The sequence below is a fragment of the Phenylobacterium sp. J426 genome (genome assembly GCF_024699945.1).
GTDB lineage: Bacteria > Pseudomonadota > Alphaproteobacteria > Caulobacterales > Caulobacteraceae > Phenylobacterium.
Genome location: NZ_JAJOMY010000001.1, coordinates 3,451,251 through 3,476,757, shown reverse-complemented (window position 1 = coordinate 3,476,757; position 25,507 = coordinate 3,451,251). Strand labels below are relative to the sequence as shown.

Below are 25,507 nucleotides of genomic sequence, written 5' to 3'. Positions count from 1 at the left end.
AAACCTCGTTGATGATGCGCTTCGTATTATGAATCGTGCTCCGACTAGGACTCTCGCCTGCAAAAAACTTCTGCATGCCCGCGAAGGCCTCACGGAGCATCCCCTCTGTGAATAGGTTCTCGACGGCAGAAGGGCCGGCCGTGCCGTAGGCGAGCTGCTCCGCCCCGGTAACCCTCAGCAGGAGCAGCCCACCCGGCCGCAGCGCTCGCTCCATGCCCTTGAACATCCGACTGCGCAGCTCGGCCGGCGAACTGGATGAAGATCCCGGCGACGACGTCGCACGCCGCGCCCGGCCAAGTCCACCTGGTCAGGTCGGCAAGTTTGCAGGTGATCTCGACACCGCGACGCTCGGCGAGCCGTCGCGCCTTCTCCTGCGCAGCGCGCCATCCGTCGATAAAGACCACCTCAAGACCTTGCTCCGCCAGCCACACGCCATTCCGACCCTCTCCGTCCGCCACCGCCAGAGCGCGGACGCGGGACGCCAGCCGATGCCTTTGGCGCGCGAGAAAGGCGTTGGACTGCTCCACGAACAGGTAGCCCTGCTGGCCGTAGCGTCCGTCCCAACGACGCAGCCCCGGATCATTCATCATCCAAACCTTGAGAGAGGCGCCGTCGCGGGGCAGACTGGGTTGGGCTGATATCGCCGCGCGCTTGGCGCGCCCAGATGCAAGGACTTGAGTGCGTGCGGTTGATCTTCCGGTGCCCAAGCGAGCTCAAGGATCTGCTCCCGTTGCCCGTGCCGGCCGCGGAGGGTCTTCCCGGTTGGTTGAAGTCGATGCCGGCCGAGGCGTTCAGCGCCCTTCTCGGAAGGAACGAAGACACGGCGAAGCGATGTCCCCCGCTCCTCGATGCGATGACCACGGGGTTCCTGATGCCACTGATGTGTGACGTGCGGGTGGAGGACGGAGAGTTCACCTGGGATATGGAGCTTCCCGCGGGCCGGAGCGTCGAGTTCCCGCGCTCGCCGATGTTGTTCCACGACCCTGCCCAGATCTCCGGGGCCCCCTTTGCGGAACAAGACCAGTTCATCGTGAAGTTCCACAACCCCTGGGCCATCGAAGTCCCGGCCGGCTACTCCGTGCTGTTCACCCACCCGCTGAACCGCCACGATCTCCCGTTCGTGACGCTCACCGGGTTGGTGGACTGCGATCGCTTTTCGAACCTGGGGACTCATTTTCCCGCCCTTTGGCGTGACCCGAAGTTCAAGGGCGTTCTGCCCAAGGGGACGCCGATCGCGCACTGCATTCCGGTCAAACGAGAGAGCTGGGATGTGGAAATGGCGACGTTGGACGAGGCGCAAAGCCACGATGCTCAAGCCACCCTCGATGCAATTCGGCGCGCGCGCGGGGTCTATCGCCGCCGCTTCCGGGCCTGAGATCAGCCCCTGCTCGTCAAGAAGGCCGCTGCCGTGCTGGCGTTCAGGAAGAGTCGCCCGTGCGGCGCGCTGGATAGAGTCGTGATCGCAGCGCCCAACAGCTGGGGCGCGGCTCGAACGACCGCACGGAGATGAGCCTCGCCTGCCGCGCGCCTGCCTTGTTCGAGCAGGCTTTTGGCCAAGGCGAGGCGGGTGAGGGGATCGTCGGGCCCAATGGTCAGGGCCCGCTCGTAGAGATCGCTCGCGGCGGCTTGGTCGCCTTCGAGCGCGAGGGTTCGGGCAAGAGCGAGGTGGACGTCGTGTCGGTCTGGCGTTTCGGCCAGCAGATCTTCGAGGATCGCACGTGCCCCAGCGTGGTCCTGACGTCTGAGGTGGAGGTAGGCTAGACCCACCCTGAGGCTCGGCTCGCCGGGCATCGCGGCAAGCCCGGCCTCGAAAGCCGCGATCGCCTCGGTGAAGCGACCTCGTTCGCCAAGCATCTCACCCAGTTGCAGGAACGCCAGCGGGAACGGAGGGCGTCGGGTGACGGCGCGCTGCAGTTGGGTCAGCGCTTCATCCTCCCGGCCGACGCCGTTGAACGCCCGCGCCAGCAGCGCCTCGAGCTCCGGGTCAGGATTGCGCCGGGTCGCGCGTTGCAGGGCGGGAATGGCGTCAGCGTAGCGCCCTTGCAGCAGAAGCGCGTGGGCGAGCAGGCGGACGGCGGTCCCGTTTCCCGGCGCCGATCGGACGACCGCGGCCGCCAGGCGTTCGGCCGGTTCGAAGCGCCCCTCCAGCAGCGCCGCGGAAGCCTGATGCAGCGCTTCCTCGATTGTCCGGGGGCGCGCTGGCGGCGCCCGTGTCCGTTCGGCGCCATTGAGCTATGGCTCACTCGGCGAGCTCCGCCACGCTGCTGAGAAAGCTCAGCACAGCGTCGGTGAAGCGGTCGTTACGATCCCCCGCGATCATATGCGCAGCGCCGGCCACGTCGGTGAGAACGCCTCCGGGAATGCGCTCGATAAACGCTCTGGCAGCCTCGCTGGACACCAGCTCGCTCAACCTGCCCCGGATGAGATGCACCGGAATCTGGATCCGAGCGGCACGCTCCTCGAGCGCAGCCATTCCGTCCTCTGTCCGATCACGCCGAACCCCGCTGGCGAAGCTCGGGTCCCAGTGCCATCGATATCGGCCGTCATCGCCGAGGCGCAGGTTCTTGCGCAGACCGGAAAGGTCGGTAGGGCGCGGCCTGTGTGGAACATAGGCGGCGATGGCCTCAGCCGCGGCCTCGAGGCTCTCGAATCCCTGCTCCAAGTTGGCGGCCATGAACCCCATGATCCTGGCCACGCCGGTGGGCTCCATGCGGGGCACGATGTCGACCAGCGTCAGGGAGCGGAAGACGCCGGGGGCGACCTGCGTCTCGGCCACCAGTCCGGCAAGTCCTCCGAGCGAGGCTCCGACCAGGTGGGCTCCCCTCCTTTGACGCCTCGCCACCTCGACAAGATCGGCGGCGAACCGTTCGATGCCGTAGTCGCCACCTGGCGCCCAACTGCTGTCGCCGTGACCGCGGAGATCGAGCGCGATGACTTCCCAGCCCTCTGCCGCGAGCTTCTGCGCAGCGCCGGCCCACGAATGGCGGGTCTGGCCTCCGCCGTGCGCAAGAATGACCACGCCGAGCCGATCCGCGCCGAACACATCAGCTGCGAGGGTGACCCCCCGCTCCGAGCTCGAAGTCGAAGCGTCTTGGCTTCAGGACGGTGGTTGTTTCCATAGATCGAATCTCCCCTGCGCCGATACTGGTCGGCGCCTCCCTTCAGTGGTCGGCGGCTTGTCGCCGCTCACCTGGTCTCGACAGCCCGTTCGAGCTCGAACCGAACAAGCTCGGGATGTTCCATGGGAAGCAGGTGAGTGGCGCCATTCACCTGGTCCATCGAAATTCTGCCGGCCGCGCTCAGCTCTGTGTCAGCCGCCGCGAGTGACGCGCAGGTCGATCCGTGCTCGGCCCGCAGGATGCGCACCGGAGGCCCCGGAGCGAGCAGGGCCGACCAGGCGTCATGCCCGTGGGAGACGAAGTTGCTCACCTCCCATTCCGGCGAACAGGCGAGCTCAACACCACCAGCCGGCCGGTCGCGGAAGGCGTCGGCCACGTAATCCTCCAGCTGTGCCTCGTTGAGCGACTTGAACGCTCCCCGTCCGCGGTAGGCCTCGAGCGCCTCTTGCCGGGAGGCGAATGTCGCTCGTCGTCGGCGCGCGCCGTCCGCAAGCGGCGAGTTGACGGGGCCCTTGCGGGCCAGCTCGGCGGCTTCGCGGGACAGGATGACGGGTTCGAAGAGCACGAGAGCCCGGATTCTGCTCAGACGCCATGTGGGTGGCCAGGAGGCTGGCCGTCCCCCCCCATCGAATGCCCCGAAAGCACGATGTTGCGGGCGTCGATGGCCTCCGTAAGTGCGAGCAGATCCTCGGCGATGTCGGTCCAAGTCGAGCGCCCCTCCGCATGCGTCGCAAGCGTGCTGCGGCCGTGCCCACGCAAATCCAGCGCCAAAACCCGGTGGCGGAGCGCCAGTGGCGCAAGGATGGTGCGATACGTGCGGGCGTTGAATCCATTGGCGTGGGAGAAGACCACGTCGACCGGACGGTTCGGGTCGCCAAAATCGAGGGCCCATGGCCCCGCCCCGGCCGGGGAGGTCGATCAGTCGTTGACTGGGATCCGGGGGGCGAGCGTTCATGCTTGGGTTCCCGACGCGGCCGCGGGCGGAGCGCCAAGCCCAGTCGCCGCGCCTCTGATGCTCCAGATGCAGTCGCCGTCCGGCTCGAGAGCCGCATCGCCCTGGGATCCCACCGGCTCGAACTTGCCGTCTGTGAGGAAGGCGATGCCCGCCTCGTCCGAGGGCGGGACCTTCGCCAAGAACCGCTGTTCCTCCGGCCCCCGCCCGACGACGACGCCGAACTTGGGCCGGCCGTCGCGTTCATAGAGAACGGTGTAGGTCTCGATGATCCCGGGACCGGCGTAAGTCTCGTCGAGCTCGGGGACCGATCCGCGGGCGGCGTCGGCCTCCGCTTGAAAGTCGAAGTCCCGGCGGACGACGTCGAGCGGGAAGGGCTCTCTCCCCAAGACGATAGTGTGATTGTTCGTCGCGTACCCGCCGTTGGCGAAGAGGAGGCCGTTGCCGCCCCTCTCACGCAGCTTCAGCACCATGCTGACGACGGCGTGGCTCATGTAGTTGCCGATCGGCCCGCCGCCGAAGGTCAGGCCGCCGACGACGGTGGCCGGCTTCTCCACCGGCCAGCCGATCACCCGCCTCGCCATCTTCGGCACGCACGGGAAGCAGCTGTAGAGCTCGACCAGGTCCAGGTCCGAGGGGGTGACGCCGTTCAGGTCCAGCGCCCGGCTGAGCGAGACGGCCATGCTGACCGACCGATCGTAGCGGTCGCGCTTCAGGTAATCCCCCGGTTCGTGGGCTGCTGCGCCTGCGCCGACGTACACTAGCCGGTCCTCCGGAATGCCCGCTTGGCGGGCGGCGGCCAGGCTGGCGACGATGAAGCCGGCGCCCTGGTTCACCGAGGAGTTGGCGACCATCAGCTTGTTGTAGGGGAAGGCGATGGGCCGGTTCTCCGCGGAGGGGGTCACGATCGCCTCCGGCGTTGTCGGCTTGCGGATCCAGGCGCCGGGATTCTCCGCGGCGACCTCGGAGAACCGCGACCAGATCGCGCCGCTCTCGGCCTGGGCTTCCGCGAAGGTCTGGCCGTAGGCGGCGCGGCCGGCGTTCTCGTAGAGTGGATAGACGTCCACCGGCGCCGTCAGACCGTAACGCTGGCGCAGGGAGGGCTGGCCGGCGCCGCTGGTCGCCTGGCGTAGCGGATTGTGGGCAGAGGGATCATCTCCGGTCCTGAGAGCGGCCAGCTGGGCGGCGGTGCGCAGCGCCTCGCCGCCGGCCACGGCGGCGACCTGGATCTCGCCTTCGGCGATCCGGCGTGCCGCCTCATTGAGCATTAGAATGGGCGTGTCGCCGCCGGGGTAGGAGCTCTTGTAGCAGAGCCTCGGCTTCGCCCCGAGCTTGGCCGCGAGTGGGCTCGAGACGTCGCCAAGCTCGCGGAAAGACAGCTGGTCGACAACGGCCAGGGAGTCCAGCCGGGCGATCCACCCGGTCCCGGCGTCGCGGTCGGCCTCGCGCAGAGCCGCCTCCATCAGGCCGATGGGGTCCAGGCCCTGCCGCGGGTCCGTTGGCCGGTCGTTGAGCTGGCCCACCCCCACGATCACCGGAATGCGCGCGGCGTCGTCCCTCATCTTGCGTCCCTCACCTCGAACTGAATTCTCAGCGGCCCTGCCAAACCGGCGCGCGCTTCTCGGCGAAAGCGCGCGGGCCCTCGCGACCGTCTTCGGAGCGCATCACGGTCCCGATCTCGGCGCGGGTCTGCGCCCAGGCGGCCGCCTCGGAGGCGATCTCGCCGTGCTGGATTCCGAGCGCGATCCGCTTCGAGGCCTGCACCGCCAGCGGCGCGTTGGCGGTGATCCGCGCCGCCATCTTCAGGGCTGCGTCCATCACTTGCGCCTGCGGCACGACGGCGTTGACCAGGCCGAGCTCCAGCGCCCGTGGGGCCGAGATCGGCTCGCCGGTCAGCATCATCTCCATGGCGATCTTGCGCGGCAGCTGCTGGCCCAGGCGGAAGGCGCCGCCGGCGGCCGCGAGGATGCCGCGCTTGACCTCTGGCAGACCAAAGGTGGCGGTCTCCGAGGCGACGGCCAGATCGCTAGCCAGGGTCAGCTCGGTGCCTCCGCCGAGCGCGGTCCCGTTCACCGCCGCGATGGTCGGCTTGGAGATGTGGTGCTCTACATAGCCGGCGAAGCCCCAGGCCCGCTCGCGCTCGCCCACGGCGAACGGCTCTCGGTTGGCCAGGGCCTTGAGGTCGGCGCCGGCGCAGAAGGACTGATCCCCGGCGCCCGTGATGATCACCGCCCAGATCTCCGGGTTGCGGCGGGCCTCCTCCAGCGCCTCACCTACCCCGACGGTGACTGCGCGGTTTACGGCGTTACGGGCCTCGGGCCGGTTGAGGGTGACGATCATCACCTTTTCACGACGCTCGACGAGGACGGCTTCGCTCATGCGCTCACCGCCTCGCGGGCTCCGGCTTCGGCGCAGACCTTGGCCGCTCCGTAGTCGGCCTTGCCGTTGCTGACGCGGAGGGATCGGTCGGCGACGAAAATTCGCTTTGGCGTCTTGTAGCCTGCCAGCGACCTTCGCACGTGCGCCTTCAGGGCGGCCTCGTCCAGCGCCTGGCCAGGGGCGAGGTCGACGACAGCGGTGACCGCCTGACCCCACTTTTCATCAGGCAAGCCCACCACCAGGGCGTCCTCGATGCTGGGATGGGTCTTCAGGACCTCCTCGACCTCCTCCGGGAAGACCTTTTCGCCAGCCGTGTTGATGCAGGCGTTGCCGCGGCCCAGCAGAGTAAGCGCGCCATCGGGCTCGACGATGCACCAGTCGCCGGGCATGGAATAGCGGACGCCGTCGATCACCCGGAATGTGCGCGCCGTCTTCTCCTCGTCCTTGTAGTAGCCGACCGGGTTGGGCGGCCCGAGCGCCACGAGTCCACGTACGCCCGATCCTGGCGTCACCGGCTGGTCATTCTCGTCGAACACGCGGCAGCGCTCGCTGATCATGAACTTGGCGGTCTGCACCTCGCCGGCTTTGGTCATGATCGAGCTGCCCATGCCGAGCGCCTCGGACGAGGAGAAGGCGTCGCTGAGCGTCGCCTGTGGCATGTGCTCTAATAGGCCGCGCTTGACCTCGAGGCTCCACATCACTCCCGACGAGACCACGGTCGCCAGGCTGGAGACGTCCCAGCGGCCTGGGTTGGCGTTGAGGGCGTTCAGGAGAGGGCGGGCGAAGCTGTCGCCGACGATGGTCAGCGATTGTGGGCGCTGGCGGTCGATGGCCTCCAGCGTCTCGACCGCATCGAAGCTCTCGCCCGTCAGGGTGATTACGCAGCCGCCGGACAGGTGCGCGCCCATGGCGGTAAGCAGGCCCGTGCCGTGCATCAGAGGCGGAGCAATCAGCGCCCGCCCGCCGGGGCCTACCTTGCGGGTGTGCTCGGCGAGCGCTTCCAGCGTCTCGGGCACGGGGCCCATCTTGCGAGCGGCGCCGAGGGTGATTTCGCGCAGGTCGTGGTGCGGCCACATCACGCCCTTGGGCATGCCGGTGGTGCCGCCGGTGTAGATGAAGAACAGATCGTCCCCGGAGCGCTCGATGTTCAGGGGCGAGCCTTCGCCTTCGCCGGCAAGTGCGTCGAAGCTTTCGGCGAAGGGTGCGGTCTGCCCGCTCGTCGCGACCTCGATCCAGGTCTTCACCTTGGGCAGGCGCTCGCGGATCTGGGCGACCGCCTCGCGGAACTCGGGCGCGTAGACCACGGTCTGGGCGTCGGAGTTGTCGAAAATGTACCAGACCTCGTCGGGCGTGTAGCGGTAGTTGACGTTGACGTGGGTCAGACGCGCTTTGAAGCCCGCCGCGACCGTCAGCATGTATTCCGGCCGGTTGCGCATGTAGACGGCGATCTTGTCGCCTGGAGTCGCGCCGCGGGCGATCAGGGCGCGGGCCAGATTGTTGGAGAGCCGGCTTGCCTCGCTCCAGGGGATGGTTCGCTCGCCGTGAACGAAGGCTGGTGCGTCCACCGGCAAAACCGGCTCGACGGCTTCGAGAATGTCGCCGAAATTCCAACCCACGCTCTCTTCTCCCAGTGTCTTTGTCACCGCCGGGGCTTGGCGGCCCTAGCTCGTGCGAACCTCGCGGAACGGAATATGCCGATCGACCTCCGGCTCCTTCGGCAGGCCGAGGACCCGCTCGCCGATGATGTTGCGCTGGATCTGGTCCGTGCCGCCGCCGATGGACGTGAAGTAGGCGTTCAGCGTCAGGAAGTTGGCGTCGTCGGCCCTTGGGTGCTCGGGCCCCTCCAGGAGGCTGCCGGCGCCGAGAATCAGCGTCCGGACACGCGCCTCCTCGTGGAGGATGCGGCTCATCGCCAGCTTCCCGAGACTCATGAGCGGAGAGGATGTGCCCTGCTTCAAGTCCGCCTTCGCCCGGGAGGCGTTGAGCGCGTTGAGTTTTTTGAGGCCGATCACCCTGGCGATCTCCTGACGGATCAGCGGATCACCGAGCATGCCCGCCTCCCGCGCCAGCGCGATAAGCGGCTCGCCTGAGCCTTCGGGCACGCCGCTGCGAGGGCCGCGCGCGGCTTCGCCCATCGCTGAACGCTCGTAGGCGAGGGCAGTTTGCAGCACGCCCCAGCCCTCGCCGAGTTCGCCGAGCAGGTTTTCCTCAGGACAGACGGCGTCCGTGATGAACACCTCGTTGAACTGGCTTTCCCCGGTGACCTGGCGGAGCGGCCGCACCTCCACCCCCAGCTGCTTCATGGGCAGGAAGAAAAAGCTGATCCCACCGTGCTTAGGCACATCCCAGTTCGTGCGGGCGATCAGCATGCCGTAGTCGGCCGTGGCGGCGTAGCTGGTCCAGACCTTCTGGCCGTTGACCACGAAGTGGTCGCCAACGCGGTCGGCGCGGGTGCGGACGCCCGCCAGGTCCGAGCCCGCGCCCGGCTCGGAATAGAGCAGGCACATGCCGACTTGGCCGCGCAGCAGCGGGACGATCAGCTTCTCCTTCAGAGCCTGAGTTCCGCCCGCGAGCAGGGTGTTGGCCCATAGGTTGGTGCGGTCCTGACCCGTGCCGGGCGCGCCGACCGCGGCGAACTCCTGCTCGACGATGCGCGCCTGGGCGTCCTTCAGGCTCCGGCCCATCCATTCGGCCGGCCATCGGGGGGACGGCCCAGCGAGCCTGGACGACCTTGGCCAACCAGGCCTGGCGCTCTGCCTCGCTTTGCAGTGGGCCTGTCCAGTTGGCCGCCAGCCACGCGCGGACTTCCTCCCGCAGGTTGTCCTCCGCAACGGAGCGCGCGGCGTCGTCAGCCATCGGCGGCCTCCAGTTCTCGCAGGTAGCGGTCGCGGTGGAGGGTCGGCGCGCCGAACAGCTGCGCGTCGGCCCGAGCCCGGCGCAGGTAGAGGTGAGCCGGGTGGTCCCAAGTGAAGGCGATTCCGCCGTGCATCTGGATCGCATCGGCGCAGATCTTCACGAAGGCCTCGGAACAGGCGAAGGCCGCCAGCTCCACGGCCGCCTTGGCGTCGGGCGCCGCTGCCGCGAGTTGGGTGGCGGCATAGCGGGCCGCCGAGATGGCGCTTTCCGACTCCAGGAGAAGATCCGCAGCCATATGTTTGATGGCCTGGAAGCTGCCGATCGGCCGTCCGAACTGGATACGTGTCCTGGCGTAGTCGACCGTGAAAGCAAGGACGTGCTGACCTGCGCCGGCCTGCTCGCCGGTGATCGCCACGCGGGCGAGATCGAGCGCTGCCTCGATGGCTTGCCAGCCCCTGCCGCTCTCGCCGATCCGTCTGGCTGCGGCGCCCGTCAAACGTCAGATTCGCGAGCCGCAGGGTCCTATCGAAAGTCGGAAGCAACTTCAGGCTGACCCCGCTTGCGCCGGGATCCACTTCGAAGACATCGATCCCGCCGGCGGATCGCGCCGCCACGAGCAGCACGTTTGCGCTGTGTCCGTGGATGACGAAGGCTGCCTCACCGTCCAGTTGCCAGGCTTCGGCGTCAGGGCTGGCGATCACGGCGACCCCATCAGGTGTCCAGCACCCCCGGGGCCCCGTCAGGGCGGCTGCGGCGATGACAGAGCCCGCGGCAATCTCGGGAAGAAGTCGGCCCGACGCTTCGGCGTCGTCCAGCCGGCGTAGAAGCTCCGCGCACAGAACCGCGCTCGACAGGAAGGGCGCGCAAAGCAGCGCCGCGCCAGCTTCCTCCATGATGAACTCGAGTTCCACGGGTCCGGCGCCTGCGCCGCCGTATTCCTCGTCGATCACCAATCCGAGCAGGCCGAAAGCGGCCAGCTCACGCCACAGAGCGGCATCATAGCCCTCGCGGCTATCCATGACCCGCCGAACATCCGCGAGCGTGCTCCTGTCATCCAGGAGCCTGCCAATGGCCGCCCTCAGGGCCGAGCGTTCCTCGATGGTCAAAGCCGGCATAGCTCACGCCTGATTTATAGACGACCGTCGTCACAAAATAGCATTGAGGACTGCTCGGCAAGCTTGATGTCCTCGGCTGCACCCCTGCGCCGCGACATGGCGACGCTATTGGAGGGGCGCGTTGACGTGGCGCCGGAATTATCGGACGGTTCTCGTCTAAAACAGGAATGGGCGATCCGGAGCGGACGTTTTGAGCCTTTTGGCGTCGAGTGCAGATTCGCCCGCCCGCGGACGGCCAAGAGACGTTTCGATTGAGGCGCGGGTCTTCGACGCGGCGATGGCCGTCTATGCGGAGGGCGGCTGGGCCGCCTTCTCGTTCGAGGCGGTGGCCCGTCGCTCGGGGGTGGGCAAAGCGTCCCTTTACCGCCGGTGGCCTGGCCGTGGCGAACTGTTGAGGCAGACCTTCGAGGCGCGCTGGCTCGCCGTCACGAAAATCGACACCGGGAACCTGCAGGGAGATCTGCGGGCCCTCGCTCGCATGGTGGCTCAAACCCTCACGGGTCCGTTCAGCGGTGCGCATCCACGGATCAGCCTGGACTTGGCCGAACATCCCGAGCTCCTGGCGTTCCTGCGTCCCTATGCGGAGGCCACCATCGCGCAGGGACGGCACATCATCCGGCGAGCGATCGCCAGGGGCGAGCTCGCCGCATCAGTCAACCCGGGTCTGATCATGGATCTGGTGGTCGGGGGCGTCACCAACCACGTCCGGACGACGCCCCGCCGTCTTCGTCAGGCGATGCTGGCGAAGATCGAGGGCTTCATCGACTCGATCGTCGAGGTCGTTCTCGCGGGCGTGGGCGCCAAAACCTTGCCCGTGCGCGCGCCAGGGCCGGGGGAGGAAGGCCTGTGAGCACTGACGCGGTGGACGCGGTGGTGGTTGGAGCTGGCTTCGGCGGCCTCTACATGGTCCATCGGCTGCGGCAGCTCGGCATGACCGTCCAGGGCTTCGATGCCGCGGGCGGCGTTGGCGGCACCTGGTACTGGAACCGCTATCCCGGCGCGCGCTGCGACATCCCGAGCCTCTTCTACTCCTACACCTGGTCTGCCGAGGTGCAGCAGGAATGGCGCTGGAGCGAGAAGTACGCCGCCCAGCCCGAAATCCTGGCTTACGCCGAGTTCGTGGCGGAAAAATACGACCTGAAGCGGGCCTTCGCCTTCGAAACCAAGGTGACGTCGGCGGTCTGGGACGAGGCTGCCCGCCATTGGACGGTGACCACGGACCGCGGTCATCGCGTCTCCGCCCGCTTCTGCATCATGGCGACGGGTTGCCTGTCGATGCCTCGCGCGCCGGGCATCCCCGGCGAGGACAACTTCGAGGGCCGGACCTTCCACACCGGCACGTGGCCGCACGAGCCGGTCACCTTTGAGGGGCAGAAGGTGGCGGTGATCGGCACCGGCTCATCAGCCATCCAGTCGATTACCGAAATCGCCAAGACCGCACACCACGTCTACGTCTTCCAGCGCACGCCGAACTTCAGCGTCCCGGCCCGAAACGCGCCGCTGACCGAGCAGGATTACGCCGCGTTTTGGGAGCAGTACCCGGCCTACCGGCAGATGGTGCTGGAGGGCACGGCGGGGATCGCCGGCGGCAGCCCGTTTCGCAGCCTAACAGCCGAACAGCAGCGCGCCAGGTTCGAAGAGCTTTGGAACATCGGCGGCGCCGGCTACCTCGGCGCGCTGGCGGACCTACTGACCAACCCGATCGCGAACGACGCGGCGGCGAACTTTGTGCGCGAGAAGATCCGCGACATCGTGAAGGACCCGGACGTGGCCGAGGCCCTGCTGCCGGACGATCATCCAATCGGGGCCAAGCGCATTTGCGTCGACACCGGCTATTACGAGGTGTTCAACCAGGAGAACGTCACCCTGGTGAACCTGCGCAAGGCGCCCATCGAGGCGATCACGCGGGCCGGGGTGCGGCTGCAGGCGCAGGCGCAGGAGTATCCGGTCGACGCCGTCGTCTACGCCACCGGCTTCGACGCCATGACGGGGGCGCTACTGAACATCGACATCCGCGGGGAGGGCGGGTTCAGCTTGTCCGAGGGGTGGCGGGACGGGCCCAAGACATACCTGGGACTGCAAGTCGCCGGCTTCCCCAACTTCTTCACCATCACCGGTCCGGGCAGCCCCTCGGTGCTGTCCAACATGATCAGCAGCTGCGAGCAGCACGTCGAATGGATCACCGATTGCTTGGCGTGGCTGGACGCCAACGGAGTCGATGCCATCGCGGCCGACCCGCAGGCCCAAGAGGACTGGGTCCGCAACGTCAACGAGGCCGCCGACCAGACCCTCTTCCCGAAGGCCAACAGCTGGTACATCGGGGCGAACATCCCCGGAAAGCCGCGGGTCTTCATGCCCTACGTCGGCGGCCACTACCGACAGATCTGCAACACCGTGGCGGCGGACGGATACCGCGGGTTCCGTCTCTCGGGATCGGCGGACCGCGCCTCAAGGCGGGTGGTGCGGACATGACCCGGTTGGATCGGCGAACGCAGGGTTCGTCGACTGCTCCCTCGCAGACAGGAGTCACCCATGCCCCTTCATAGCCGCATCTGCGATATCTTCGGCATTCAGTATCCGATCGTGCTCGCCGGGATGGGCGGCGCCAGCGTCCCGCGGCTGGCGGCGGCGGTTTCGAATGCAGGCGGGCTTGGCGTGCTGGGCGCGGCGGCCTGCTCGCGCGAGGAACTGCGCGAGTGGATCCGCGAGGTTCGATCCCTCACCGATAAGCCATTCGGTGTCGACACCCTTCTGCCGGCGTCGGTGCGGCGCGATGGGAGGGACACCGCGGGGCCGGGGAAGCCGTCGCCCCTGGACCTCGCGAGCGAATACCAATCCTTCGCGGACGAGTTCATGCGCCAGGAGGGCTTGACGAAAGTGGCGCGGCCGCCACGGCGGTCCAACGCCGACGGGCAAGGCGGGCCGATGTTCTTCTCGAAGGAATTCTTCGAGGAGCAGATGGAGGTGGTCGTCGAGGAGAGGGTCCCCGTCTATGCCGCCGGGCTTGGCAATCCGGGCCCGTGGATGGAGCGGATGCGCGAGAACGGCACCAAGGTCATGGCGGTCATCGGTTCAGTGAAGCACGCTCTGCAGGTGGCGGCTTCCGCGGTGGATGTGGTTGTCGCACAAGGTCATGACGGCGGCGGCCATAACTCCCCGGTCGGCACCATGGCGCTCATCCCGCAGGTCGTGGATGCGCTCGCGGGCCGCGTGCCGGTCCTTGGTGCGGGCGGTATCGCCGACGGGCGGGGGGTCGCCGCTGCGCTGATGCTTGGCGCCGAAGGCGCCTGGATTGGAACGGCCTTTCTCGCGACCGAGGAAGCCGGCATCCATCAGTTCCAGAAGGAAGCCCTTGTGGAATCCGGCGACACGGACACCGTGGTGTCGAAGTCCGTGACCGGCAAGCCCGCGAGGCTTGTGCGGAACAAGTGGGCGCAGGCCTGGGTCGACGCCGGCAAGGAGCCCCTCCCGATGCCCTATCAGTCGATGATCTCCGGACCGGTTCTCGCAGCCGCCACCCAGGCGGAACGCAAGGATATCGCGCCTGGCTTTGCTGGCCAGGGGCTCGGCTTGATCCGGCAGATACGTCCGGCGCGTGAAGTGCTGGAGGATCTCGTCAGGAGCGCGGAGGAGAGCCTCACGCGAGCCGGTCAGTTCTGTTGAGTGGGCGATGGGCTGGGGAGACGTGCGGTGACCGATGACGCTGAGCTGCCTGGCGCTGCCCCTGTCAAGGCCTGGCAGGCGGCATTGCGGGCCGCCCCCTTTCACAACTGGCTGGACCTGGACATCGTGGCACTCTCGGACGACGGCCTCGAACTCGCGATGCCCTGGCGGGACGAGATTGTCTCCAACCCCCGCATCGGTTCCGTCCATGGGGGCGTTCTGGCCTCGTTGATCGATCTCGCCGGGTTCTACGTCCTGCTGGTTCACGGCCATCGGGTCACCGCGACCGCTACACTCTCGGTGGACTATCACCGTCCGGCGACCGCTGGGCCCATTCTCACATCCTCAAGGATCGTGAAGGTTGGGCGGCGGCTGTCAGTGGCCGAAAGCATGGTGCGAAGCGCTGGCGGTGACCTATACGCCAGCGGCCGCGGCGTCTATCTCACGGGCGAATAGCGTGACCCAAAGGCCAGCGCACCCGCCGCCGCCCGGGCGGCTCCGGCAGATGACCGGCGGTCGCCCGGCTGCACCATCCGCAGTTCGTGGGCGACCGATGAGCGTTTAGCCGAGCTGAGCGCCGGCAGAGGATAGCAGCCGTCACCGCCCGAGTGAGTTCTGACGCCTTGGCTAGCGGTTGGGTCTGCAGGCGGCCAGCTTCTCTGGGGGAAGCTTGTCGCGAGAGTCGCCGAACGCAGTGATCACCCCGACCCGCTTCGCGAGTTGCTTGCAGGCGCTTACGCTCAGTGTCTGGTTGGTCCGAGCCCGAGCCACGCAGCGGGCGTCCTGACAATTGAACACAGCGCCGCCAGCGACGATCTTTAAGGGCTCGTTGAGCGCGGTTTCAAGCTGCGCCACGACCGGCTCAGCGGCCTGGCCGGCTGCAACGATTGCGAGCGTCGCCAGGAGCCCTCCGACAGATGCTTTCAGAAACCTCACCCTGTATCCCCCATTTCCAACGCTGCAGCTCAGACCGCCAAATACGATTGTAACATACAGCGCAAACTCGGCCCGCGGAAGATCGGCCTTGGCGGCGCAGGTCCCCTTCGTGTCTCCCTTGGTCGCGGGCGCTTTTCGCCGCCGCACCGACGGCGCAGCTCACAGCCCCGCTTTTCTCATTGCGTGACCCGGAAAGTGCGGCGAAGCTAAAGCAACGAAGATTACATGTCCCGTCTGCTGCGCCGAAGATGCAGCATCGTCGCGACTGGAGGACGCGAAGGTGTCGAGCGTTTCGCGCGTACCTTGGCTTCGGACACGGACCTTCGGGGCGCTGCAATGCGCAGCCTCCGGCCTTTCATCGTACTCAGTTCGTATTTCGGCGGCTTCCATGCCGCACGGTCTCAGAAGACACAATCAAAGAAGTGAGAAAAAACAGGGAGGAGTCTATCTTGACCAGGCGTAGTCACCTATTCGGTGGTTCGATACTTTCCATCGCCATCTCCTTCGGGGGCGCGGGCTTGGCGGACGCCCAGGCCCAGACCAGCCAACCGGCCGAAGTGGAGGAAGTCGTCGTGACCGGCTCCTTTATCGCCGGCACGCCCGAGGACGCGGCCCTGCCCGTCGACGTGCTCAGCGCAGAGGACCTGGAGGAGCAGGGCTCGCCGACGGTCGTCCAGCTCGTCAAGAACGTGACCTCGTCGCAATCGGCGCTGGGCGAGAGCAACCGCTACAACGGCGGCGCGGGGACGGCGACGATCAACCTGCGGGGCTTCGGTGCGGCACGGACGCTGACCCTGATGAATGGCCGTCGGCTCGCTGACAGCCCCGTAGCCGCCTTCCAAGGCGGCGGCGCCAACCTCAACTTCATCCCGACCGCCGCCGTCGGGCGGATCGAGATCCTCAAGGACGGGGCGGCGGCCACCTATGGCTCCGACGCCATCGGGGGCGTGGTGAATTTCATCACCCGCAAGGATCTCGACAACCTCGAGGTCAGCGCCGAATACGCCTTCATCGACGGCTCGGACGGCGACTACCGGCTCGACGCGGCGTGGGGCAAGCAGTTCGACAACGGCAACGTCTTGCTCACTGGCGGGTACCGCCACCGTTCGCGGCTTGACATCCATGACCGCGACTGGGCGCTCCGGTCGTTTGATTTCGGCGGCTATGCAGGCGCAGGGGGCTGGACCGGGGCGTCGAACCCCGGCCTGTTCCTCGCCGGAGCGAACCTCTTCCGCGATAACGGCTGCGAGGAGTTGGGCGGCGTCCTCACCAACAACGTGACCTACCAGAATCCGCTGAACGGCACGCTAGGACAGGGCGCCACAGCCACGGTCGCGGTGCCGACGGGGCCGCAGAATCCAGCGACATTCAGTTCCACGTGCCGGTTCCAGTTCTCCAACTTCAACGACCTGGTCAATGAGGAGGACCACTACCAACTCTACGGTGAGGTGAACTTCGATCTTTCGGAGACGATGTCCTTCCGCGGGGAAGTCGCCTGGACGAAGAACGACACGCCGGTCCAGCGGATTTCGCCTGCGAACCTGACTGCCCAATATCCGTCGCCAGTTTCGGCGGGCGGCACGTCATTCTCGCCGACAGCTCCCAACGGCCCTAACTTCTCAGTTCCGTACAACATTCCAGCCAACCACCCGGGCCTCGTGGCCTTGCTGAACAGCTGCGCCGCGCCGTTGACCGCCGCGCAATGCGCGGCGATCCGCGCCACCGCCAACAGCAGCGTCGGCGCCCAGCCTGGCGCGCCCCTGGGCGCCCGGGGGGTGGATATCGTTCAGCTCGGCTGGCGCGCGATCGCCTTCGCCGGCCATCCGCTCAACCCCGACAAGGCCGACCACCAGTCGATCCAGAACGACGGCTTCCGCGTCTCGGGCGGCTTCCAGGGCAAGGTGTTCGGAAGCGTCAACTACGACACGGCGCTCACCTATATGGAGCAGAAGAACACCTCGAACACGAACGACCTCCTGGTCCGCAATATCCAGCTGGCCCTGCGCGGCTTCGGGGCCAAGGCAGACGATCCGGGCGGCTGTAGCGCGGCCGAGACCGCCAACTTCACGACCGGCGCCGGCAACGCCGCGTTGGGGTGCTACTACTTCAATCCGTTCACCAACGGCGTCGCCACAAGCGTGGTGAATGGCGCGGCCAATCCGTTCTTCAACCCGTCGGTGGCGAACGACCCGCAGGTGGTCGCCTGGCTGTACGGAAACTACACCAATGTCTTGACGAACCGGCTGCTCGTGGCCGACGTCGTCTTCTCGGGCGAAAGCGGCATCGAGCTTCCCGGCGGCCCCGTGGCCTGGGCGGCCGGCGCGCAATACCGCTACACCCAGGAGATTCGGAAGTACGGCGCCCTCTTCAATTCGGCGGAGACGCCATGCCCGGACCGCCCGGCGTGCGCCGATGAAAGTGGGCCCCTACAGTTCTTCGGGTCCGATTCCGACCGCGACGACGACGCGAATGTGAAGGCGATCTTCGCTGAGTTGCAGTTCCCCGTCACGGCCGCCATCAACGTCAACTTCGCGATCCGCCACGAGGACTACCAAGGCGCCGTCGGCTCCACCACCAACCCCAAGGTGGCCCTGAAATGGCAGGTGGTCGACTGGCTTGCGCTGCGCGGCACGGCTAGCACCACCTTCCGGGCGCCCGGGCCGGGCCTGGTTGGCAACAACTGCAATAATGGCGTGCGCGTGCTCGGAAGCGCCTACCGCGCCTTCCAGAGCTGTGGCAATCCCGACCTGAAGCCCGAGAAGGCCGACACCTTCAATGTCGGCGCCATCCTGGATCTCGGCGGCTTCTCCGCCACCGTCGATTACTTTAATTTCAAGTTCAAGGACGAGATCATCGAGGAAAGTGGCGCTCGCCTGTACGCCACAATGTTCCCGGGCGCGTCCAACGTGAACTGCGGAAATCCGGCCTTCGCAGCGCTGCAAGCCCGCTTTACGTTCGCCGGCGCTTGCGGCGCGGCGAACGTGGCCCGCCTCCGCAGCTTTGTGGTCAACGGCCCGACGACGGATACTTCCGGGGTGGAGTTCCGCGCGCAGTACGACTGGGACGGCTGGTTCGATGGCCATTGGGCAGTTGGAGGCGAGGCCACCTACCTGATCGAATATAAGCGCGGCGAAGTGACCATGCTCGGCGCAGACATCCCTATCTCGCCTGAGGAGGACCGCGCAGGTCTGTCCGACCTGATCAACGACTTCTTCTCCTACCCCGAGCTCAAGGCCAACGCCTTCGCGGCGTTCGTGAAGGGGCCGCTTTCGGTGCGCTGGCAGACGCGGTTCTCGGAAGGCACATCGCCTGCCTTCGGATCGCCGCTGTTCGTCACCGTCCCAAATTCGGCCGCGACAACGGGCGCGGCGGCCTGCGCGGGCGCTTCCACGTCGTGCGCTGGGCGCGACCTCCTGCCCGTCGGCAAGTCAAAGGCCTTCTGGCAGCACGACCTGATCGTGCGCTGGGAAGCGCCGTGGGACTCGGTGGTGACGGCGAGCATCCAGAACGTCTTCGACAAGGACCCGCCGTACGTTCCGAGCCAGTACAACTACGACTACACCTCGGGAAACCCGCTTGGCCGTGTGGTCGAGGTCGGCATCAGAAAGACATTCTAGGGCTTCGATCCGCAGGGGCGTCGCTCCCTGGCGAGCGGCGCTCCTGCTTCCGGTGTTCCGTTCAGCGGGCGTTTTTCGAGGCGGCGGCGCGATTCACTGTGAAGCTGCCCCTAGTTCAGGTCTATCCCACCGGGCCGCTGAGCCCGGACGCCGATCGCCTGCCCCCAGGCGAAGTTGGCGTGCGTGTGGAGGTGCACGGCGAGGCGGGACCAGGGATAGCCGGTCGATGGCACATGGCGCCAACAGGCATGACACACATCTCCAGGCACGGCATCGCCCGCGTGATGCTGCTGGGACGGCATCGCTTCGGGTCGGCCAAGCTGTTTCACGAGGGTGGCAGCTTGCGGCTGGCAGTCTTCAACTGGTGGTTCACCTGCCGGACGCGTTGAGCCACGGCCACGATCTATGTGCGCTGGCTGCGTCCACCCGTCGGGCGGCAACGGTCGGGCTTCGCCGGATCGCCGCGCCGATTGGCAGCCAAGGGGCCTTGGAAGCATGTAGCCGATGAGTGCGACACACATGGAATGTAGGTGGGCGATCACCTCGTTGACGCTCGCGGACTACTGGGTGGACCGGCGACGCATCTTCACCCTCAACGAGCCATGCAAGGGCTCAAGAGACGGGACCAACGGTCGGGGTCCTCGCGGGAATCTATCAGTTCACTCAGCGGCCACAGAGCCATTTCGATCGTCGATGTGTCGTGAAAAGACCGCGCCTAGCGCCAACAGGCGCGCCGACACTTCTCCGGCGCTCTGCTTAAGCGCCTCGATCAAACCAAGATCATCACAGCGCGTGTTCTTACCGGAAGCCGAGATTGCCGCTACGACACGCCCATTGCCATCTCGCACGGGCACGGCGGCGCAGTACAAATCCTCGTCCACTTCGGCATTGTCAAAGGCATAGCCCAATGCGCGAACCGTCTCAAGTTCTTCACGTATCTGATCAGGCGATGTTATCGTATGCTTGGTTAAAGCCACAAATTCTCCACTACCCAGATACTGGGATAAGCGTTGCTCATGTAGATCGGCCAGGAGGATCTTTCCAATACCAGAGCAATACGCTTCGAGTTGCATACCTTCCCGTGTGAACAGGAGTTCTGAATGCACGCCCTCCTTGACCAGGTATGTCACCATATCCTCCTCAAGTACGCCAAGATGGATGGTGCGAGCTAATTGAGACGCCAACTTGCGCAGGATCGGTCGGCTCATCGCCGCTACTAGGCTGTTGAAATCCGTCAGCCCCGCGACCTGTGCCACCGCTCCGCCGGCCGCGTATTTCCCCGAACCAATCCTCGCAAGAAGGCCTCGGCTCTCGAAGACGGAAATCAATCGATAGGCGGTCGAAGCTGGAATCCGCAGATCCGCCGCGACCTCGCGGAGAGATCGGTCGGGCTCGGCCGTAAGGCGCAGCCACAGATCCAGCGCTTTCGCCAGAGCTGCGGCGCCGCTCGTGTGATCCTGAGACCATGGGGCCTCGCTTGGCGTTCTCACGATGTGGGACTCCCTGTTCCGCACTCATTGCTGGTCCATGCCTGTGAGCTCTACGCTTGCCCCAACAAAACACAAAATCGGGAGGGACGCCCAAATGGCGTCTGAGACATTTGGCAACTTGGCCGCGCGTCTGCGGCAGGCCTACGATCGGGGGCCTGTTCCGCCCCTGCGAGACGGCCTTGCTCCGTCGGACATGGAAGGCGCCTATGCCGTCCAGAGCCTCAATACCCGCTACTGGGTAGAGGCCGGCCGCCGGATCATCGGCAAGAAGATAGGTCTGACATCCGAAGCTGTGCAAAAGCAACTCGGCGTCAACCAACCTGACTTCGGGGCTTTGTTTTCTGACATGGAAATCATCGATGGCGGAGAATTAGACCCGAAGAAGGTTCTTCAGCCGAAAGCGGAAGCGGAGATCGCCATTGTTTTGGGCAGGGATCTGGACGGGTTAGACATAAGCATTGGCGATATTGTCGCGGCCGTTGATCACATTTCACCTGCCATCGAAATAGTCGACAGTCGTATCGAGGATTGGAAGATAACGTTCGCCGACACCGTGGCAGACAACGGGTCTTCAGCATTCTTCGTCTTGGGCCGGCAACGTATCCCCCTACGAGATCTCGATCTTCGGACTTGCGGAATGATCCTCGAGGTCAATGGCGCGGTGGCCTCGATGGGGGTTGGCGCCGCTTGCCTTGGCAGTCCGCTCAACGCCGCCGCATGGCTGGCGCGCACGCTCGCGACCAGGGGCGAGCCGTTGCGCGCGGGCGACCTGGTGTTGACGGGCGCGCTTGGGCCGATGGTGTCGCTCGCGCCGGGGGATTCAGTCGGGGTCTCCATCGGCGGCCTCGGCGATTGCGGGTTCAAGTACGGAGTAGCGGCGTGAGCGTACAGACGAAGGTCGCGATCATCGGGTCCGGCAACATTGGTACGGATCTGATGTTTAAGATCCTAAGGAAATCAATCTGGCCACCCTGCCGCCGAGGCGGTCTCAACGTTCGGACAAAAAATGCCGAACGCGCGACCGGCGCCAGCCAACAAGCCAAACAATAAATAATGCATTGCTAGACAGGGAGGGATGTATGCCACGAGATCATCAACAAGAAATGCTGTGCGTCGCCAGCGGGAGAGCCGAGCCCGCATCGCGCGATCGAGAAGACTGCTCAAAGGTTGTTTTGGTGAGGGCAACCGCCTTTGCCGCCCTGCTTGTGGCGCCAATGGGACTGCCGACTGCAGCCCAGGCGCAGGACGCTGTTCAGAATGTGGAGGAAATTGTGGTTTTCGCGCGCAAACGCGATGAAACAGCGATTTCCACGCCGGTCGTGGTCACTGCGGTGACCGGCGAAAACCTGGAAAAGCAGGGCATCGACAATCTCACTGAGTTGCCGCAAATGGTGCCGCAGCTTCAAATTCAGACCAATGGCAGCGGCTTCGGCGGCAGCATCACGCTCCGCGGCGTTTCCAGCCCAACCTCGAGCGTCGCGATCGATCAAGCGGTGTCGCTGAATCTCGACGGCGTTACGGTCAGTTATGGCGGTGTCGTCCGGATGGGCTTCTTCGACGTCCAGCAGATTGAAGTTCTCAAAGGCCCACAGGCTCTGTTCTTTGGCAAGAATGCTTCGGGCGGCATCATTTCGCTCAGGTCGGCGGGCCCGACGGAGGAATTCGAATCTCGCGCGAAGGTCTCCTATGAGTTCGGAGCCGAGGAAATTGTCGGCGAAGCCTATGTCGCTGGTCCGATCAATGAGGTCCTCGGCGCGCGGCTAGCTGTTAGGTATACCGATCAGGAAGGCTACATCGAAAATATCATCCCTGTCGGCACGCCAGGAACCTTCGGCCCGGCCAATAAATTCGGACCCGGTACGGAAGAGATCGCCGCCAGGGGAACCTTGCGATTTGAGCCCAATGACGTCTTCAGCGCCGAATTCAAGCTTGGCTATACAATGAGCCGGGACAACGCCGCCTACATGCAGTTGCAGAGAATTGCCTGCCCGTACGGTATTCCAGCACCTCCGGGCGCCATTCCGGGCGCTCAGGATTGTTCGGCTGACGATCGCGTCGAGCGCAGCGACCTCGACCCGACTTTGGCAGCCTTAGATCCGCGCTTTGGCGACGGGGTTCCGTTCGAGGATATCGAGCAGATCCTTGGCACGCTCGACATCAATTACAATCTCACCGATGCGATCAGCATTAATTCTGTCACGGGGTATTACGACCTGCGCTACGAACTCGTGGATGCGGCTTCTTTCGGCCTTCCGTTACTGTCATCCGCAAGTCTGATCGAGAAGTCCACCTGGTCCGAGGAGATTCGGGTGTTTTCCGAGAACTCCGGACGTTTCAACTGGATGTTTGGTGGATTTTTCCAGCTTGACGAATTTTCCACCGTGGGGACGACAGTCATCGGCCGCGCGGCGGCCCCAGTTCTGGTATTGCCGACGACATCCTTTAGCATCGACTCGACGACAGTTTCGGGATCTCGCCCAGGCCACGTTCGACTTGACCGATACTCTCGAACTATCGGCCGGTGCGCGGTACACCTACGAAAAAAGGAAGCAGGACATTGCTTCAGTCGTCCCATCGATTCAGGCTCAGCTCACCGCGAACCTTCCCGACCAACGTAAGTTTCACAATCTATCTCCGGAAGCCACGCTCACGTGGCGCCCATCGTCCGCATTGACGATCTTCGGGTCCTACAAGACCGGATATAAGTCAGGCGGTTTCCAGGTGGGCATGCTCGACGCAGGACCGGCGCTCCGCGGTCCATTCGACAATTCGTTCGACGAAGAGACGGTAACCGGCGGGGAGCTCGGCCTGAAGACAGCCCTATTGGATCGATCCCTGATGATCAATATGGCGGTCTATCGGTATGCCTATGAAGATCTGCAGTTGAGCAGTTTTGAGGCGCAGTCCGCTTCGACGACTATCGCAAATGTGACCGGATCGGTCGTGCGGGGGGTGGAGCTTGATTTCAACTACAAGCCGTACCAGATTCGGGGCCTCGCGATCACTGGCGCCGTAGCTTTCAACGAGTCGTTCTATAAAGATTTCTTGGGCGACTGTTACACTGGGCAGACCATCGCGGAAGGCTGTAGCGCGGCCGATACAGATTCGAATGGTCGCTTCGACAAGCAAGATTTGACGGGCCGCACGTTGCCACGTGCTCCGAAATGGGCGTCAAGCCTCGGCTTCACCTATGAGAAGCCGCTGATGAACGATTTTCTACTGACCGTCGGTTCGAGTGCGACCTACACAGGCCGCTATTCCTACATGCAGCAGCTTCAGCCCGAGTCTTTTCAGGACGGAGTGACGAAGATCGATGCATTCGTGTCCTTCGGTCCGGCTAACGGAAGTTGGGAAATCGGTTTCCTCGGTCGCAACCTCACTGAGGAATATCAGCCGACATCCGGTGCAGGCGTGCCTCTAACGGGCAATCCCCAGCTTACCGGCACGTCGCGACCCGGAGGCAAGCCGGACGTATTCGGCTCCACCAACCGCGGGCGCGAATATTGGATTCGGTTTACTGTGCGCCCGGACCTGCTGCTGAATTAGAACGGTGGGCGCAATGGGAGCATGCAGAGCCGTTCAAGGCTGGTTCTTGATTTCCTTGAGCACTGACAGTTTAACGCATGCAACGCAGAAGACCGGAGATCGATCTGCGGATCGCCCCGCTAAGTTAAGTCGCGCAGGTGGCGCGAGTGCGTTATGGCGAATATTGCGCAGAAGGTCATTTTCCGCTGCGATAGCGGTTCGCGCAGATTCCCGAACGCCAGCTAGAGCACTGATACGATTTTTGGTTTCTAAGGAGGAAAGTCATGTCGCGGTTGGAGTCGATGACGGAAGAATCGACCAGCAAGTCGGTTGTCGTGGACGGGGTACGTATCCACTATAACGAGGCGGGGTCTGGGCCGCCGCTAGTGATGATCCACGGCGGAGGACCGGGGGCAACGGGGTGGTCGAACTACAGCCGGAATATCGGTCCGCTTTCGAAACATTTCCGGGTTCTTACACCGGATCTGCCCGGGTTTGGCAAGTCGGACGTGAAACCTAAAGGCAGTCCCATGCCAGGTTGGTACGCCACGAAAATCGGACAGTTCTTGGATGCGCTCGACATCGACAAGGCGCACTTCGTCGGAAATTCGCTCGGCGGACTGGTGACCACCCGGTTAGCCATGGACAGGCCCGAAAAGATTGACCGGATGGTCCTGATGGGCCCCGGTGGGAGCATGCCACTGTTCAGCCAGTTTCCGAGCCCGGCGCTCATGACGCTATTCGCCTTCTACGAAGGTGAAGGACCCACCAAAGAGAAGCTCATGAGCTTCGTGAAAGAGTTCGTGTACGACCCGTCCCAGCTCACTGATGAGCTATTGGAGCAGCGTATGCGTGTTGCGCTGAGTCCCCACATCGTGGACACGCCGCCGATGCGGCCAGATCCGAATGCCGCGATCGAGCCGCTCTGGTCCGATCCGCGACTGACGATGCTTCCCCACGAAACGATGATCATTTGGGGACGCGAGGACAAGGTTTTGCCCCTGGATATGGCCCTGCCGCTTCTAAGGCTCATCCCGAAGGCACGCCTTTTCGTCTTACCACAATGCGGGCACTGGGCTCAATGGGAGCACGCGGACGAGTTCAATCGGACTACGGCAGGGTTCTTTTCCGCAGCCAGTAAATCTTAGACAGCTTGCTGTACTATCGGCTGCGCGTTCCGGACCACTCCGGCCGCTAGCATGGAGCACATTTCAATATTACGAATACAGCAACAGCTGCTGCTCAGAGCGCAACGACTGTTTTCGAACCGAAGGCGTGTGCTTGGCATGCTAGATTCCACATGGGTCTTCGAGTGGACCTCTTAGAAGCCTTGCCGCTCATCCAAGAATAACGTAAGATCACTTACCGCGAAGCTAACCTTTTTACGTCCAAAGTGGGCTCCTCTAGATTCTGGGAGATTACGGCCATGTCGATGCCCTCTAGCGCGACTGTATCGAAGCTGCCCACCTCCGGGCGAATGGTTCTGGAGGACAGAAGCTCCGGAACGTTCCGGGTTTCGCGTCGAGCATTCGGTGACCCGCAGATCATGCGGCTCGAACAAGAGCGCCTGTTCGACAAATGTTGGATTTATGTTGGCCATGAATCTGAAATTCGCCAACCCGGTGACTTCGTAACCCGAGAAGTCGTCGGTAGGCGAATGATTTTCACTCGCGACCGAGACAATCGCCCCCCGGGCCTATTTCAATACTTGCCCGCACCGGGGAGCGCAGGTCTGCCGTGAGCCGCAGGGCTCAACCAAGCTGTTTCGATGCTTCTATCACTCCTGGGCTTTCGATACGTCGGGCAAGCTCGTCGCCCGACCCGGCGAAGAGGATTATTCTGACGCCTGCCGGGA

General features: G+C 64.7%; 21 protein-coding genes and 3 pseudogenes. 12 read left to right on the top strand and 12 right to left on the bottom strand.

Annotation, left to right across the window (positions count from 1 at the left end):
• Positions 1-89: 89 nt before the first annotated feature.
• Positions 90-587, bottom strand: coding sequence for a methyltransferase domain-containing protein (locus LRS10_RS25290; protein WP_374570409.1), 498 nt, complete (start codon positions 585-587; stop codon positions 90-92).
• Between the two features lie 95 nt (positions 588-682).
• On the opposite strand from LRS10_RS25290, the gene LRS10_RS18360 reads away from it, so the two are divergent.
• Complete coding sequence (locus tag LRS10_RS18360; protein ID WP_257838504.1) at positions 683-1,375, top strand: hypothetical protein; 693 nt, start codon at positions 683-685, stop codon at positions 1,373-1,375.
• A 2-nt stretch (positions 1,376-1,377) separates the two neighbouring features.
• On the opposite strand, the gene LRS10_RS25285 is transcribed toward LRS10_RS18360, so the two are convergent.
• The 10 genes and pseudogenes from LRS10_RS25285 to LRS10_RS25280 form a co-directional block, all read right to left on the bottom strand.
• Positions 1,378-2,172, bottom strand: coding sequence for a tetratricopeptide repeat protein (locus LRS10_RS25285; RefSeq protein ID WP_374571025.1), 795 nt, complete (start codon positions 2,170-2,172; stop codon positions 1,378-1,380).
• Positions 2,173-2,239: 67 nt separating this feature from the next.
• Positions 2,240-3,043 carry an alpha/beta fold hydrolase gene (locus LRS10_RS18350; RefSeq protein ID WP_257838502.1) on the bottom strand — a complete coding sequence of 268 codons (804 nt, stop codon included), beginning with the start codon at positions 3,041-3,043 and terminating at the stop codon, positions 2,240-2,242.
• A 143-nt stretch (positions 3,044-3,186) separates the two neighbouring features.
• A complete protein-coding gene (locus LRS10_RS18345) occupies positions 3,187-3,684 on the bottom strand; it encodes a hypothetical protein (RefSeq protein WP_257817773.1) in 498 nt (165 codons plus the stop codon).
• Between the two features lie 17 nt (positions 3,685-3,701).
• Positions 3,702-3,971, bottom strand: a complete 270-nt coding sequence (locus LRS10_RS18340; RefSeq protein ID WP_257838501.1) for an alpha/beta fold hydrolase — start codon at positions 3,969-3,971, stop codon at positions 3,702-3,704.
• 99 nt (positions 3,972-4,070) lie between these two features.
• Positions 4,071-5,633: an acetyl-CoA acetyltransferase gene (locus LRS10_RS18335; protein ID WP_257817775.1), complete on the bottom strand. Its 1,563-nt coding sequence runs from the start codon at positions 5,631-5,633 to the stop codon at positions 4,071-4,073.
• 28 nt (positions 5,634-5,661) lie between these two features.
• Complete coding sequence (locus LRS10_RS18330) at positions 5,662-6,450, bottom strand: crotonase/enoyl-CoA hydratase family protein (protein WP_257838500.1); 789 nt, start codon at positions 6,448-6,450, stop codon at positions 5,662-5,664.
• Complete coding sequence (locus tag LRS10_RS18325) at positions 6,447-8,066, bottom strand: acyl-CoA synthetase (protein WP_257838499.1); 1,620 nt, start codon at positions 8,064-8,066, stop codon at positions 6,447-6,449. The genes LRS10_RS18330 and LRS10_RS18325 overlap by 4 nt, the downstream gene beginning before the upstream one ends.
• Before the next feature lie 45 nt (positions 8,067-8,111).
• Complete coding sequence (locus LRS10_RS18320) at positions 8,112-9,134, bottom strand: acyl-CoA dehydrogenase family protein (protein WP_257838498.1); 1,023 nt, start codon at positions 9,132-9,134, stop codon at positions 8,112-8,114.
• Between the two features lie 164 nt (positions 9,135-9,298).
• Positions 9,299-9,802 (bottom strand): acyl-CoA dehydrogenase family protein, encoded by a 504-nt coding sequence (locus LRS10_RS18315; RefSeq protein WP_257838497.1) that lies wholly within the window; start codon positions 9,800-9,802, stop codon positions 9,299-9,301.
• A 328-nt stretch (positions 9,803-10,130) separates the two neighbouring features.
• A pseudogene (locus tag LRS10_RS25280) lies at positions 10,131-10,421 on the bottom strand (acyl-CoA dehydrogenase family protein); the annotation flags it as partial.
• A gap of 277 nt (positions 10,422-10,698) precedes the next feature.
• Between LRS10_RS25280 and LRS10_RS18310 the strand changes: the two are divergent.
• From LRS10_RS18310 to LRS10_RS18285, 6 genes are all read left to right on the top strand, one after another.
• The gene (locus LRS10_RS18310) at positions 10,699-11,271 is read left to right on the top strand and encodes a TetR/AcrR family transcriptional regulator (protein WP_257838496.1); all 573 of its coding nucleotides are present in this window, start codon (positions 10,699-10,701) and stop codon (positions 11,269-11,271) included.
• Positions 11,268-12,893, top strand: coding sequence for an NAD(P)/FAD-dependent oxidoreductase (locus LRS10_RS18305; RefSeq protein WP_257838495.1), 1,626 nt, complete (start codon positions 11,268-11,270; stop codon positions 12,891-12,893). Before LRS10_RS18310 ends, LRS10_RS18305 begins: the two co-directional genes overlap by 4 nt.
• 60 nt (positions 12,894-12,953) lie before the next feature.
• Entirely contained in the window at positions 12,954-14,084 is a 1,131-nt protein-coding gene (locus LRS10_RS18300; RefSeq protein ID WP_257838494.1) for a nitronate monooxygenase family protein, read from the top strand.
• A gap of 27 nt (positions 14,085-14,111) precedes the next feature.
• Positions 14,112-14,540 (top strand): PaaI family thioesterase, encoded by a 429-nt coding sequence (locus LRS10_RS18295; RefSeq protein WP_257817783.1) that lies wholly within the window; start codon positions 14,112-14,114, stop codon positions 14,538-14,540.
• A gap of 929 nt (positions 14,541-15,469) precedes the next feature.
• Entirely contained in the window at positions 15,470-18,637 is a 3,168-nt protein-coding gene (locus tag LRS10_RS18290; protein WP_257838493.1) for a TonB-dependent receptor domain-containing protein, read from the top strand.
• Positions 18,638-18,885: 248 nt separating this feature from the next.
• Complete coding sequence (locus tag LRS10_RS18285) at positions 18,886-19,026, top strand: hypothetical protein (RefSeq protein WP_257838492.1); 141 nt, start codon at positions 18,886-18,888, stop codon at positions 19,024-19,026.
• A gap of 270 nt (positions 19,027-19,296) precedes the next feature.
• Here the strand turns inward: LRS10_RS18285 and LRS10_RS18280 are convergent, their stop codons facing one another.
• Complete coding sequence (locus LRS10_RS18280) at positions 19,297-20,127, bottom strand: IclR family transcriptional regulator (RefSeq protein WP_257817785.1); 831 nt, start codon at positions 20,125-20,127, stop codon at positions 19,297-19,299.
• Between the two features lie 193 nt (positions 20,128-20,320).
• On the opposite strand from LRS10_RS18280, the gene LRS10_RS18275 reads away from it, so the two are divergent.
• The 5 genes and pseudogenes from LRS10_RS18275 to LRS10_RS25275 all read left to right on the top strand — a co-directional run.
• The gene (locus LRS10_RS18275) at positions 20,321-21,010 is read left to right on the top strand and encodes a 2-keto-4-pentenoate hydratase (protein WP_257817786.1); all 690 of its coding nucleotides are present in this window, start codon (positions 20,321-20,323) and stop codon (positions 21,008-21,010) included.
• Positions 21,011-21,206: 196 nt separating this feature from the next.
• Positions 21,207-21,743, top strand: a pseudogene (locus tag LRS10_RS18270) (TonB-dependent receptor plug domain-containing protein); the annotation flags it as partial.
• 733 nt (positions 21,744-22,476) lie between these two features.
• Positions 22,477-23,673 carry a TonB-dependent receptor gene (locus tag LRS10_RS18265; RefSeq protein WP_257838491.1) on the top strand — a complete coding sequence of 399 codons (1,197 nt, stop codon included), beginning with the start codon at positions 22,477-22,479 and terminating at the stop codon, positions 23,671-23,673.
• Positions 23,674-23,936: 263 nt separating this feature from the next.
• On the top strand, positions 23,937-24,800 hold the full coding sequence (locus LRS10_RS18260; protein WP_257817789.1) for an alpha/beta fold hydrolase: 864 nt from the start codon (positions 23,937-23,939) through the stop codon (positions 24,798-24,800).
• A gap of 534 nt (positions 24,801-25,334) precedes the next feature.
• Positions 25,335-25,472, top strand: a pseudogene (locus LRS10_RS25275) (Rieske 2Fe-2S domain-containing protein); the annotation flags it as partial.
• Between the last annotated feature and the right edge of the window lie 35 nt (positions 25,473-25,507).

Coding starts and splice junctions, on each gene's coding strand:
- LRS10_RS18275 (WP_257817786.1), top strand. CDS start 20,321: ATGGAAGGCGCCTATGCCGTCCAGAGCCTCAATACCCGCTACTGGGTA.
- LRS10_RS18330 (WP_257838500.1), bottom strand. CDS start 6,450: ATGAGCGAAGCCGTCCTCGTCGAGCGTCGTGAAAAGGTGATGATCGTC.
- LRS10_RS18260 (WP_257817789.1), top strand. CDS start 23,937: ATGTCGCGGTTGGAGTCGATGACGGAAGAATCGACCAGCAAGTCGGTT.
- LRS10_RS18300 (WP_257838494.1), top strand. CDS start 12,954: ATGCCCCTTCATAGCCGCATCTGCGATATCTTCGGCATTCAGTATCCG.
- LRS10_RS18310 (WP_257838496.1), top strand. CDS start 10,699: ATGGCCGTCTATGCGGAGGGCGGCTGGGCCGCCTTCTCGTTCGAGGCG.
- LRS10_RS25290 (WP_374570409.1), bottom strand. CDS start 587: ATGAATGATCCGGGGCTGCGTCGTTGGGACGGACGCTACGGCCAGCAG.
- LRS10_RS18285 (WP_257838492.1), top strand. CDS start 18,886: ATGACACACATCTCCAGGCACGGCATCGCCCGCGTGATGCTGCTGGGA.
- LRS10_RS18320 (WP_257838498.1), bottom strand. CDS start 9,134: ATGGGCCGGAGCCTGAAGGACGCCCAGGCGCGCATCGTCGAGCAGGAG.
- LRS10_RS18335 (WP_257817775.1), bottom strand. CDS start 5,633: ATGAGGGACGACGCCGCGCGCATTCCGGTGATCGTGGGGGTGGGCCAG.